The sequence below is a fragment of the Pectobacterium aroidearum genome (genome assembly GCF_015689195.1).
Classification (GTDB): domain Bacteria; phylum Pseudomonadota; class Gammaproteobacteria; order Enterobacterales; family Enterobacteriaceae; genus Pectobacterium; species Pectobacterium aroidearum.
The window spans coordinates 389588-401941 of the sequence record NZ_CP065044.1; the positions used below are offsets into that span (position 1 = coordinate 389588).

The 12354-nt window shown below is 50.8% G+C and carries 10 protein-coding genes; 8 read left to right on the plus strand and 2 right to left on the minus strand.

The features are described from left to right. Positions 1 to 22: 22 nt before the first annotated feature. Complete coding sequence (gene nfuA / locus I2D83_RS01670) at positions 23 to 598, minus strand: Fe-S biogenesis protein NfuA (RefSeq protein ID WP_015842023.1); 576 nt, start codon at positions 596 to 598, stop codon at positions 23 to 25. Positions 599 to 658: 60 nt separating this feature from the next. Continuing rightward, positions 659 to 1360, minus strand: coding sequence for a DNA utilization protein GntX (gene gntX / locus I2D83_RS01675; protein WP_205947432.1), 702 nt, complete (start codon positions 1358 to 1360; stop codon positions 659 to 661). A 99-nt stretch (positions 1361 to 1459) separates the two neighbouring features. On the opposite strand from gntX, the gene bioH reads away from it, so the two are divergent. The 8 genes from bioH to I2D83_RS01715 all read left to right on the plus strand — a co-directional run bounded on the left by bioH (position 1460) and on the right by I2D83_RS01715 (position 12277). Continuing rightward, complete coding sequence (bioH, locus tag I2D83_RS01680) at positions 1460 to 2239, plus strand: pimeloyl-ACP methyl ester esterase BioH (protein ID WP_205947433.1); 780 nt, start codon at positions 1460 to 1462, stop codon at positions 2237 to 2239. A gap of 160 nt (positions 2240 to 2399) precedes the next feature. Then, positions 2400 to 3119 (plus strand): GntR family transcriptional regulator, encoded by a 720-nt coding sequence (locus tag I2D83_RS01685; protein WP_205948121.1) that lies wholly within the window; start codon positions 2400 to 2402, stop codon positions 3117 to 3119. A 246-nt stretch (positions 3120 to 3365) separates the two neighbouring features. Beyond that, positions 3366 to 4343 carry an SIS domain-containing protein gene (locus I2D83_RS01690; protein WP_225182569.1) on the plus strand — a complete coding sequence of 326 codons (978 nt, stop codon included), beginning with the start codon at positions 3366 to 3368 and terminating at the stop codon, positions 4341 to 4343. A 182-nt stretch (positions 4344 to 4525) separates the two neighbouring features. Then, the gene (locus tag I2D83_RS01695) at positions 4526 to 5377 is read left to right on the plus strand and encodes a fructoselysine 6-kinase (protein ID WP_205947435.1); all 852 of its coding nucleotides are present in this window, start codon (positions 4526 to 4528) and stop codon (positions 5375 to 5377) included. 133 nt (positions 5378 to 5510) lie between these two features. Further along, entirely contained in the window at positions 5511 to 6827 is a 1317-nt protein-coding gene (locus I2D83_RS01700) for an anaerobic C4-dicarboxylate transporter family protein (RefSeq protein ID WP_205947436.1), read from the plus strand. Positions 6828 to 7308: 481 nt separating this feature from the next. Continuing rightward, positions 7309 to 10425 carry a multidrug efflux RND transporter permease AcrD gene (gene acrD / locus I2D83_RS01705; protein WP_181845257.1) on the plus strand — a complete coding sequence of 1039 codons (3117 nt, stop codon included), beginning with the start codon at positions 7309 to 7311 and terminating at the stop codon, positions 10423 to 10425. Positions 10426 to 10571: 146 nt separating this feature from the next. After that, positions 10572 to 11186, plus strand: coding sequence for a LysE family translocator (locus I2D83_RS01710; RefSeq protein WP_205947437.1), 615 nt, complete (start codon positions 10572 to 10574; stop codon positions 11184 to 11186). Positions 11187 to 11293: 107 nt separating this feature from the next. Next, entirely contained in the window at positions 11294 to 12277 is a 984-nt protein-coding gene (locus tag I2D83_RS01715; protein ID WP_205947438.1) for a GlxA family transcriptional regulator, read from the plus strand. The last annotated feature ends 77 nt before the right edge of the window (positions 12278 to 12354 follow it).

Below are 12354 nucleotides of genomic sequence, written 5' to 3' on the forward strand. Positions count from 1 at the left end.
AATAAATCAGCAGGAGAGGGGATTAATAGTAGGAGTGTTCGCCGCGCTGGTGCTCGGTGAGATCTCTCACGCCTTTCAGCTCAGGGAATTTTTCCAGCAGCTCTTTCTCGATCCCTTCTTTCAGCGTGTAGTCGACCATCGAACAGCCGTTACAGCCACCGCCAAATTGCAGAATCGCCATGCCGTCATCGGTAATTTCCATCAGCGTTACGCGGCCGCCGTGGCCAGCCAGCTGTGGGTTGATCTGCGATTGCAGCACATACTCAACGCGTTCCATCAGCGGGGCGCTGTCGTCCACTTTACGCATTTTGGCGTTTGGCGCTTTCAGCGTGAGCTGAGAACCTAATTGGTCGGTTACGAAGTCGATTTCAGCGTCTTCCAGATAAGGTGCGCTGAGTTCGTCTACGTAAGCGGAAATCTTTTCAAACTTCAGTACGGTATCGCTCGCTTCTACGGCATCCGGCGGACAATACGAGACACCGCACTCGGCGTTTGGCGTACCTGGATTGATAACAAATACGCGAATCTGTGTGCCTTCTTCCTGTTTTGCCAACAGTTTCAGGAAATGCTCCTGAGCAGCATCGGTAATACGGATCATAATAGTAAGCTCGATAGTTGACTGCACTTATCGGTTATAATACGCCCATCCTCCCCCTGACTACAAGGTTCGGCACAAACACCAGACCTGAACGCCCGCAGCCCCCTGAGCCAACAGCAGCCTGCTGATTTCAGAGGCGGTGCTGCCCGTCGTGACCACATCATCCAGCAAAACCACCTGCTGCCCGGACAGCGAAACATCACAGGAAAATGCGCCCCGCAGGTTGCGCCGCCGCGCGCTGGCGCTGAGCGTTTGCTGTAGCGGCGTGCGACGGGTTCGCAGCAATTCGCGGGGATTGTAAGCACAGTTCAGCCAGCGGGCGAGAGGACGGGCAAGCAGCTCTGTCTGGTTGAAGCCACGACGCCATTGGCGGTTCCGGTGCAGGGGCACAGTGAACAGGCGATCGGGGCGGAGCAGGGGAACCTGTCCGGTGAGTTTTCTTTCGCGATAGGCCATCTGCCAGCGCAGTAACAGCTGTCGGGCGAGTACAACTGCCAGCTCGGTTTTACCGTGAAATTTAAACTGTTTCAGCAGCGTGTTAAGCGGCGGGGCGTAGTCGCTGATAAAGGTCATCGATTGCCAAGGCGGCGGGTTTTGCAGGCAGCGCCCGCACTGACGCGTTGTGTCGCCAGAAGGTAAACCACAGCGTGGGCAGCAGGCAGGTAAACGCGGCAAATGGCGCTGGCAGTATGAGCATATCCCCTGCTGGCCGTGATGAAGCGGTAATAAGCATAGCCAGCAGCGTGCGGAGATGGTTAACATTGTTTTCCTTAACGATCGTTTTCCCTAAATACGGGTTTTTCCCTGAAATATTTTCCCCCACGCAAAGGTGAAGGGGTTCCTGAAGAAGGAAGATAACGGATGGCAGCGTTGTATTGGCAGACCGAAGGCGCAGGAAACACAGATCTTGTGTTACTGCACGGGTGGGGATTGAATGCGCAGGTATGGCAAAGCATTATTGCGCGACTCGCCCCGCATTTTCGTCTGCATGTAGTCGATCTGCCGGGCTATGGCAGAAGTCAGGGATTTGGGGCGATGTCGCTGAGTGACATGGCGAACATCGTGCTGGCGCAGGCACCGGAACGTGCCATCTGGCTAGGGTGGTCGTTGGGTGGACTGGTTGCCAGCCAGATGGCGTTGAGCGCACCTGAGCGGGTAGACAAGCTGATTACCGTGGCGTCATCCCCTTGTTTCAGCGCGCAGGACGGCTGGCCGGGCATCAAGCCGGACGTCTTGCAGGGGTTTCAGCAGCAGCTCAGTGAAGATTTCCAGCGTACGGTTGAGCGGTTTCTGGCGCTGCAAACGCTGGGAACGGAGAGCGCACGGCAGGATGCCCGACTATTAAAAAGCGTGGTGCTGGAACAGCCAATGCCATCAGTCGAGGTACTAAACGGCGGGCTGGACATCTTGCAGGAAGCCGATTTACGCCAGCCGTTAGCCGACCTGGCCGTACCGTTCCTGCGGCTCTATGGTGCCTTAGACGGACTGGTGCCGCGTAAGGTGGCCGGATTACTGGATGAACAGTGGCTGAACTCGACCTCGGTGGTGATACCAAAAGCCGCGCATGCGCCGTTTATCTCGCATCCTGATGCGTTTACCGAGGCTGTTATGGCATTTTCACAACGGACGATATCCGCCTGACGAAGGCTTCAGGGAAGAAAATAGGCGGGACGGTGGGTTATTCAATGCCTTTGTTATATAATGTTATACTTAACATGCAGACAGGTTATGGATACGCACGCTATAACGTGCGTGTTGGATGGGCGTATAGCGTAATGCCTGATAAAAAAGGATAGTCAATATCGTGGCGAAACTGGATACCGGCAGTGCACTGCCCTTGTATAAGCAGTTAGAACAAAAGATCAAATCAGCGATTTTGGATGGTAAGTTTAAAGCCGGACAGAAAATCCCCACAGAACTGGAACTCAGTCAGAATTATCAGGTTAGCCGCATTACCGTTCGCAAGGCGTTGGAATCGTTAACGCGAGATCGTTTACTCACACGGATTTCTGGCAAAGGAACCTTCGTTTCGGCGGAAAAATTTCAACGTGATATGTCTGGAATTGTCAGCTTTTCCGAGCTTTGTCGTTCACAAGGGCGTCGACCAGGAGCCCGGACGATTAAATCCGTTATTGAAATGCCAACAACAGATGTTCGCGATGCGTTGGAACTGGCTGACGATGATCGAATTATCACGTTGGAGCGTATTCGCTACGCCGATGATATTCCGGTATCACTGGAAATCGCCCGTTTTCCCGAGACGTTTTCCTTCCTGTTGACGGAAGAGCTTAATCAACAGTCGTTGTATCAAATCCTGAAGGAAAAATATGACATCTATTTTACTCGCTCAGCTAAGGTTATTGAGCTGGTATATGCGAGCTACGACGTTGCCCATTATCTGGCGATACCGACAGGGTATCCGCTAATCTCTATTACCAGTCGTATTATTGATAATCACGGTAAAGCTTCTTGTTCATCCACGCAGCTTATTGTGGGCGATAAAATCCGCTTCTTTGTCTAACAGCCACACCAATAATCCCTCTTTGCTAATAACCGCTTTCGGCGGTTTTTTTGTCTCCATTCAGAAAACGGATTAACTCCCTGTCTCGCTAACGCGAGAAAAGTGATCTGCTCCATAGTTTTTTTGCATGTAGCGAACGATTTGTTGAATGATATGTATTGTAATGTTATATGTTAAATATAGTTCATTTTAATACATTTTTTGACGTGTGAACTGAGTATCCAAGCACAAGCGCTATTGAGAGGAATCATGAGCATAAAAGAGATCGTAACGGGTATTATTGCAGACAAGGCAGATGTTGGCGGGATTAAGCATGTTTACTATGCAGCCTGTGGTGGCTCCTATGCTGCGTTTTATCCAGTGAAAAGCTTTTTGGAAACTGAAAGCAAAGACATTTCTGTCGGGATATACAACAGTAGTGAATTTGTCAATAACCCACCTGCCGCATTGGGTGAAAATGCGGTATTGATTGTTGCATCACATAAAGGCAATACGCCAGAAACCATTAAAGCCGCAGAGCTGGCGCAGAGTCGAGGGGTTCCGGTTATTGGTTTAACGTGGCTTACTGATTCTCCGTTGGTAGCGTTTTGCGATCACGTCGTGACTTATAGTTTTGGCGATGATAAAGATATTGCTGAAGAAAAAACCATCAAGTCATTGTTAACTGGCGTTGAAATTCTCAATCAGACGGAAGGCTATGCCCATTACGATAAGTTCCTGGATGCGGCAGGTAAGATCGACAAAATCGTTAAACAGGCTTGTGTTCATGTTGAAAAACGCGCACTGGCTTTTGCTGAAGAATATAAAAATGACCCTGTGATTTATACAATGGGTAGCGGTGCGAGCTATGGTTCCGCTTATCTGCAAAGCATTTGTATTTTCATGGAAATGCAATGGATTCATTCTGCTTGTCTGCATAGCGGTGAGTTTTTCCATGGTCCATTTGAGATTACTGATGCCAACACGCCATTCTTTATTCAACTTTCTGAAGGGAAGACCAGAACATTGGATGAACGTGCGCTGACATTCCTTAAGAAATACGGCAAGCGTATTGAGGTGATTGATGCAAAAGAGTTAGGTATTTCTACTCTTGATGTCTCCGTTGTCGATTATTTTAACCACTCTTTATTTAATAACGTCTATCCGGTTTACAATCGTGCATTGGCAGCGATTCGCCAACATCCGTTAACAACGCGCCGCTATATGTGGAAGGTTGATTACTGATAAACGAACGATATTATTTTTATAAAGCGATACCCTGGATTATTCTAACGAAATTGATACGTGTGTAATTTGTTGTATGAAGGGGTATTTCAGCAAGGATGCTGTTTTTTTTCAGTGAGTCGTTATTATCTTAATAAAATGAGATATCGTTATTTACCCTGAGAAAGACGGCGGGAAAATAAATGAAATACAGAGTCATAGGTATTGGCGATAATGTTGTTGATAAATATTTACACACTGGATTGATGTATCCAGGTGGAAATGCGCTAAATTTTTCCGTTTATGCGAAACAATTGGGATTAGACAGCGCATTTATGGGGGTATTTGGTGACGATGAACCCGCCAGACATGTGCAGGATACACTACGCCATCTTGGTATTGATACACAGCAATGCCGCCGTTATCCAGGGGAGAATGGTTATGCCTGCATTGACCTGATCGACGGTGAAAGAACCTTTATCCATAGTAATAAGGGGGGTGTGCTGCGTGAACATCCACTCATTTTTGAATCTGCTGATGTAGACTATATCTCTGGGTTTGATTTGGTTCATGTGAGTTTGAATAGCTATTTGGAAAACCAATTAGAGATCATTAAACAACAAGGTGTCCTGTTATCATTCGATTTCTCTATGCGTGGCACGGATGATTATTTCAGGCAAGTGTGCCCTTTTATCGATTATGGCTTTGTTTCCTGTAGTCATCTGTCAGAAGAGGAAACAAAAAATAAATTAAATATGCTCTTTGATTATGGTTGTCATACTGTGGTTGCAACACGCGGTCATGAAGGTGTCTATCATTATGATGGCGATGAAATTATTTTTTATCGGCCGGATTATATAAAACCTGTTGATACGCTGGGCGCAGGGGATTCTTTTCTTACTGGTTTTTTAGTCTCTTTCTTATTTTCTGATGAAAAGTCGAATGGCACTAAAAGAGAAAAGATATTAACCGCAATAGAAAAAGGGAACCAGTTAGCAGGAAAAACATTACGATACTTCGGAGCATTCGGTTATGGGACATCATTCATAGAATAAGTAAGTCTTATTTAAAGGCCAGGGAAGTATCCGAAATTCATTTTGACACTACACCCTAAATAATTCGCTTTGCCGCTAACTCTCAGGCAATTTGAAATATGGTGGGATATTACAATAAAAGTTGGGGTGATATATGTTTTGGACAGAATTGTGTTTCATTATATTAGCTCTGATGTACGGTGCCAGGATCGGTGGCGTTTTTTTGGGAATGATCGGTGGTTTAGGCGTTGGCGTACTGGTCTTCCTGTTCCACTTATCGCCGTCTTCACCTCCCGTCGATGTGATGTTGATTATTCTTTCTGTCGTGCTGGCGGCCTCGTCACTCCAGGCTGCGGGAGGATTGGATTTTCTCGTTTCTGTTGCCGAACGCTTACTCAGACGGCATCCGAAATACATTACAATACTTGCGCCATTTGTATCCTACCTTTTTACCTTTATGTCGGGCACCGGTCATGTCGTTTACAGCCTGTTACCTGTGATTTCTGAGGTTGCTCGTGATTCAGGTATCCGGCCTGAACGTCCCTTATCCATCTCGGTGATTGCGTCACAGCAGGCGATAACGGCGTGTCCGATTTCTGCGGCCATGGCAGCAATGATCGGTTTCATGATGCCGTTAGACATCAGTATTTCCTCCATTATGCTGGTCTGTGTACCCGCGACACTTATTGGTGTGGCGGCAGGGGCGCTGTCGACGTTCTCCATGGGAAAAGAGCTGGCGGACGATCCGGAATATCAACGTCGGGTCAAGGAAGGGCTGATTCAAGGCACAGAACAAAGGAAAGCGCGTGTTCCCGCGACCTGGCGGGTGAAGTTGTCTGTCCTGTTGTTTTTATTGGGTGCGGTAGTGATTGTGCTGCTCGGCGTTTTTCCGTCCCTGCGGCCCATGGTTGAAACCGCAAAAGGCCCACAATTGTTATCCATGTCATATACGATTCAGATAACCATGCTGTCATTCGCTTGTCTGATTGTTTTATTTTGCCGTCCGTCAATTGACCAGATTCTGAGTGGAACGGTGTTTAAGGCTGGTGCGTTGGCGATTGTGTGTGCCTTCGGTCTGGCGTGGATGAGCGATACGTTTGTTAGTGGACATTTACCCTTCATTAAAGCAGGTGTGCAGTCCATCTTGCAGGAACATACTTGGTTGATTGCGGTAATGATGTTTTTTGTTTCCGCAATGGTCAGCAGTCAGGCGGCAACGACCATGATCTTATTACCACTGGGGATTGCGTTGGGTTTACCTGCTTATGCGCTCATCGGCGCATGGCCTGCGGTAAATGGTTATTTCTTCATTCCTGTCGCCGGGCAATGTTTGGCCGCATTAGCATTTGATACGACGGGAACGACCCGTATCGGTAAATATGTGCTGAACCATAGCTTTATGCGTCCAGGATTGGTCAGCGTAGTGGTGTCGGTGGTGGTGGGGTTGATGATCGCAAGGATGGTGCTGTAATCGCTATCTGAAAAATACTGTTTTCATGCCGTTAAGACAACATCAATTAAGGAACGGACACATAGGTTGTGTCCGTTCCTTCGCGAGACGTTTATCGATACGCAAAGACGATAATTTACATTTTCTCCTCAATTTCTCCACGATTTAGCCGATGTCGGCAGTTAAGGTTATTCGGCACGCTGTATGCATAATGTCGGTCGTTTCAAGATCGAGATACCGGGGGCTACCACGGTGTGAGGCATTCCTACGGGAACCTCATCACCGTGTTTCCCCCTATAAAATGCAAACGCATTTTAAATGCCACTTGTGGCAGCCCGTCAGGGCGAGCACAGGAACTGGGCGAGTAAATCCATGCTGAAGTGATCGGCATTACCTTGTATGCAGGGTTTTCTCTGGGTTGAATGAACCCGATTCTGTTCGATTATAAGTAGGCTGCTCATACAGCAGCCTCGTCAAAATATGGCTGAGGAGTGTTGGAGAGATGGCGAATTTTTTTGTCGACCGTCCTATTTTTGCGTGGGTGCTGGCTATCCTTCTCAGCCTATGCGGTATGTTGGCTATTAAGTCATTGCCGCTTGAACAGTATCCCGATCTGGCGCCGCCCAGCGTGCGAATCACGGCGAGCTACCCCGGCGCATCGGCGCAGACGCTGGAAAATACCGTCACACAGGTTATTGAGCAGAGCATGACCGGGCTGGATAACCTGATGTACATGTCCTCAGACAGCAGCAATACCGGGCAAGCCCGTGTCATGCTGACCTTCGAGGCGGGTACCAATCCCGATGAAGCTCGCCAGCAGGTGCAAAACCAGCTTCAATCCGCTATCCGCAAGCTGCCGCAGGAAGTCCAGCAGCAGGGCGTCACCGTGAGTAAAACGGGCGATACCAATATTCTGATGGTCGCGTTTGTCTCTACCGATGGCAGTATGGACAAGCAGGATATCGCCGATTATGTCGCGACGAATATTCAGGAACCGATTAGCCGTATCAGCGGGGTGGGCGAGGTTTCTGCATATGGATCGCAGTATGCGATGCGTATCTGGCTGGATCCGGCCAAACTGATGGATTATGCGCTGACCACCAGCGATGTGGTACGAGCCATCGAATCGCAGAACAGTCAGGTTTCGGTAGGACAAGTCGGCGGTGTACCGTCGGTGGATAATCAGGCTCTTAACGCGACGATCAACGCGCAATCCCTGTTACAGACGCCACAGCAGTTCCGTGATATCACGCTGCGCGTCAATCAGGACGGCTCCGCTGTGACGTTAGCTAACGTTGCAGAAGTCGAACTGGGTGCCGAACGCTACGATTTTCTCAGCCGTTTCAACGGCCAGTCCGCTTCTGGTCTGGGGGTGACGCTGGCGTCTGGCGCGAATGAGCTGGAAACCGATAAGCGCGTCAGGGAACGTATCGATGAGCTATCACGTTATTTTCCGCACGGGCTGGAAGCCAAAATCGCTTTCGAAACCTCCCCCTTTGTTAAAGCTTCTATCACCGACGTGGTGAAAACCCTGTTTGAAGCGGTGCTGCTGGTCTTTCTGGTGATGTACCTATTCTTGCAGAATTTCCGCGCCACGCTGATTCCTACGATTGCGGTGCCGGTAGTGTTACTCGGTACGTTTGCCGTGCTATACGCCTGTGGATTCAGCCTGAACACCCTGACGATGTTCGCGATGGTGCTGGCGATTGGCCTGCTGGTGGACGATGCCATCGTGGTGGTGGAAAACGTAGAGCGGGTGATGAGCGAAGAGGGGCTCTCGCCACGGGAAGCGACGCGAAAATCGATGGGACAGGTGCAGGGGGCGCTGGTGGGGATTGCGCTGGTGCTGTCCGCCGTGTTTGTGCCGATGGCCTTCTTTGGCGGCACCACGGGGGCGATTTACCGTCAGTTCTCCATCACGATTGTGACATCAATGATTCTGTCGGTGCTGGTGGCGATGATTCTGACGCCCGCGCTGTGCGCGACGTTGCTCAAGCCGCTTGCTAAGGGGCAGCATCACGGTCGCAAAGGGTTCTTCGGCTGGTTTAACCGGAGCTTTACCCGCACGTCGCTGAAGTATGAGCGCGGCGTCGGCAAGATATTGATAAGCAGCGGGCGCTGGCTGCTGCTGTATATGGGCATCATCGGTGTTATGGCTTTTCTGTTTTTTCGGCTGCCGACCTCGTTTCTGCCGCAGGAAGATCGGGGCGTGTTCACGACTCAGGTGCAGCTACCGCCGGGTTCGACGCAGCAGCAGACCTTACAGGTGGTTCACAAGATCGAGCAGTATTATCTCACGCAGGAAAAAGACACGGTGACGTCCGTGTTTTCCACCATTGGCTCGGGGCCGGGCGGAAACGGGCAAAACGTGGCGCGGCTGTTTATACGTCTTAAAGACTGGAGTGAACGCACCACGCCGGAGAGCAGCTCGTTTGCGGTGATCGAACGCGCGACTAAGGCCTTTCGTCATATTCAGGAGGCGCGTGTGTTTGCCAGTAGCCCGCCGTCAATTAACGGGCTGGGGAGTGCCGCTGGTTTCGCCATGCGGCTACAGGATCGCGGGGGACTGGGACACGATGCGCTGATGGCCGCACGGGATCAGCTGTTAAATATGGCTGATAGCAATCCCGAACTGACGCGCGTACGTCACAACGGTCTGGATGACAGTTCGCAGTTGCGGATTCATATCGATCAGCGTAAAGCACAGGCGCTGGGTGTGTCGGTGGATGATATTAACAGCACGCTGAAAACTGGCTGGGGCTCGACCTATGTTAATGACTTTCTCGATCGTGGCCGCGTGAAGAAAGTCTATGTTCAGGCGGCGGCGAAGTTCCGTATGCTGCCGGACGACATCAGTAAATGGTATGTGCGCAACAACCGTGGCGGCATGGTGCCGTTCAGTGCGTTTGCGCAAACCGTCTGGGAGACTGGCTCGCCACGTCTTGAGCGTTACAACGGTTATTCCTCGCTGGAAATTGTCGGCGAGGCGATGCCGGGCGTCAGTACCGGGACTGCCATGACGGTCATGGAGTCGCTGGTGGCGAAACTGCCAGAAGGCTTTGGCTTAGAGTGGACCGGCATGTCGTTGCAGGAGCGATTGAGCGGAGCGCAGGCTCCGGCGCTGTATGCGATTTCTCTGCTGGTAGTATTTCTGTGTCTGGCCGCGCTGTATGAAAGCTGGACGGTGCCGTTTTCCGTCATGCTGGTGGTGCCGATGGGCGTGCTGGGGGCGCTGGTGGCAACCTGGGCTCGCGGTCTGGAAAACGATGTCTATTTTCAGGTTGGGCTATTGACCGTGGTTGGGCTATCGGCGAAGAACGCCATTCTGATTGTGGAATTCGCCAACGAGATGAACCAGAAAGGGAAGGATTTGGTTGAGGCCACGCTGGAGGCTTCCCGCCAGCGGCTGCGGCCGATATTGATGACGTCACTGGCATTTATTTTCGGTGTTCTGCCGATGGCGACCAGCAGCGGCGCAGGTTCGGCCAGTCAGCATGCAGTGGGAACGGGCGTGATCGGCGGTATGCTGGCTGCAACTTTCCTCGCTATTTTCTTCGTGCCTCTGTTCTTTGTCGTCGTGCGCCGCCGCTTTCCGTTAAAGGAGAAGACGCTGGAGTAGGGCATAGCCGACATTGCCTGACGACCTGATGGTATTCGTCAAATGGCGGCTTGCTGAGTGTCCATAAACAACACGATTTAGTCCGAACTGTTCATTTCTTCACGCTGAACAGTTCGCTCTAATACCTCTGTAAAAGAGGAGAGGTTATGGATATTCATGTATGGTTTTACTTTGCGCTTGCCTGTTGCGGCCTTGCTCTGACCCCTGGGCCGAATGCGCTACTGGTCATCACGCACAGTATTCGATTTGGGCCTGCTATCACTCTGTATACCATTTTTGGCGGCATACTGGCCTTCGTGCTGCTGATGACGGTGTCCCTGTTTGGCATTGACGTGTTGCTTAACATGTACCCTTCTTTCCTGACTTACCTAAAATTTGCCGGCGGCATGTATCTTATCTGGCTGGGTTTCAGGCAGTGGCGGTTAAGGACGTTGAATATCGGTAAGTCTGCGCCATTGGCCGCATCGATAAATCGGTTATCTCTTTTTACTCAGGGTGCTGCGTCGGCAGGGGCGAATCCGAAAGTCTTCTTATTCTTCGGGGCATTTCTCTCTCAATTTATCGATCCGACAAAGGACACATTACTGCAATTTGTCGTGATGGTTGCCACCTTTGCCGCTGTGGAGTTTCTGGTTGAACTGGCTATCAACCTGACAGCGGGACGATTCCGGGCTTACCTTGCCGTCCATGGCAAAGCCTTTAGTCTGGTCTGCGGCGCCATCTTTATGACGGTTGGCGGGCTGGTGCTGTTTATGCCGTAAACGGTGGGTCTTGCGCGAAAAAGACGTTTTCCCTCGCTGAGCGTTAAAATAGGGCTATCTCTGTCTGGATTGCGTTGTCGCGATCCGTTTTTTGAGCAGGCGTAAAAATGGCTGATCCCCAGGTAAAATTTGTTCTGCTGCTGATGCCGGGGTTTTCCCTGCTGTCGGTCGGCGGGTTTCTTGACAAGCTACGGTTCTCTGGCGATGAGGAGGACTATAGCCGTCAGATGAACTGCTCCTGGACGCTGACTGCGCTGAATAACCAGCCAGTGACAGCCAGTTGTGGGGCCGTACTCGTACCAGACGACGCGGTTTCAACGCGGAAAATCCATGCCGGAAACTGCGATTATTTCGTCATTTTCGGTGGGAATACACCCGCCAAAGTCATGTCTGATACCGCCTCTTATCTCCCCTTGCTGCGGCACCTCCGGCGCAGCAAGATCCCGCTTGTGAGTGTTGATAACGCCGCCTTTCTTCTCGCGAAGACGGGGTTCTCCGGCAAACGCATTCTGGTTCACTGGCGTCATTTTGGTGAGTTTAAAGCCCTGTTTCCGTCTATTACCCCCGTTACGGACAGGAACGTCATGGAGGAAGGAAACCTCTATTCTTGCCCCGGCGGCAGCGCCACCATCGAGCTGGCCGCCTTTCTGCTGGAAAAAAAACTGGGGAGAGAACGGGCTATCAAGGGATTGTCAGATATGTTGGTCGGTGGGTTTGTGCCGCCGTCCAGCCTGACATGGAACAGCCCTGAGCTTGAGGGCGCGCCGACGTCGGTACGACGGGCGCTGACTATCATGCGGCAGAGTCTGGCAAGCAGGCTAACTTCTGAGGAGATTGCCCAGCGCAGCGGCCTGTCGCGGAGACAGCTGGATAGATCGCTGCAAAAGTGCATTGGCCGTACCATCCAGCAGACGTACATGGACATGAAGATCGCTCAGGCCTGTTGGCTGATGCTGCGGACTTCCCGCACCTTGTCCCAAATTGCGGCAGATACCGGTTTTTCCGATCCCAGCCATCTGAGCCGCATTTTCCGGCAGCATCTGGGGCTAGCACCCGGAAAGTGGCGTCGGGAGAATGCATTTGAAACGTAACAGCCAGATTGCATTTGTTATTGAAAATAGATTTAGATGCAATAATTTATGGTGAAATTCATCAAACTGTAAAAAAA

Coding starts and splice junctions, on each gene's coding strand:
- I2D83_RS01715 (WP_205947438.1), top strand. CDS start 11,294: ATGGCTGATCCCCAGGTAAAATTTGTTCTGCTGCTGATGCCGGGGTTT.
- I2D83_RS01710 (WP_205947437.1), top strand. CDS start 10,572: ATGGATATTCATGTATGGTTTTACTTTGCGCTTGCCTGTTGCGGCCTT.
- acrD (WP_181845257.1), top strand. CDS start 7,309: ATGGCGAATTTTTTTGTCGACCGTCCTATTTTTGCGTGGGTGCTGGCT.
- I2D83_RS01700 (WP_205947436.1), top strand. CDS start 5,511: ATGTTTTGGACAGAATTGTGTTTCATTATATTAGCTCTGATGTACGGT.
- I2D83_RS01695 (WP_205947435.1), top strand. CDS start 4,526: ATGAAATACAGAGTCATAGGTATTGGCGATAATGTTGTTGATAAATAT.
- nfuA (WP_015842023.1), bottom strand. CDS start 598: ATGATCCGTATTACCGATGCTGCTCAGGAGCATTTCCTGAAACTGTTG.
- gntX (WP_205947432.1), bottom strand. CDS start 1,360: ATGTTAACCATCTCCGCACGCTGCTGGCTATGCTTATTACCGCTTCAT.
- bioH (WP_205947433.1), top strand. CDS start 1,460: ATGGCAGCGTTGTATTGGCAGACCGAAGGCGCAGGAAACACAGATCTT.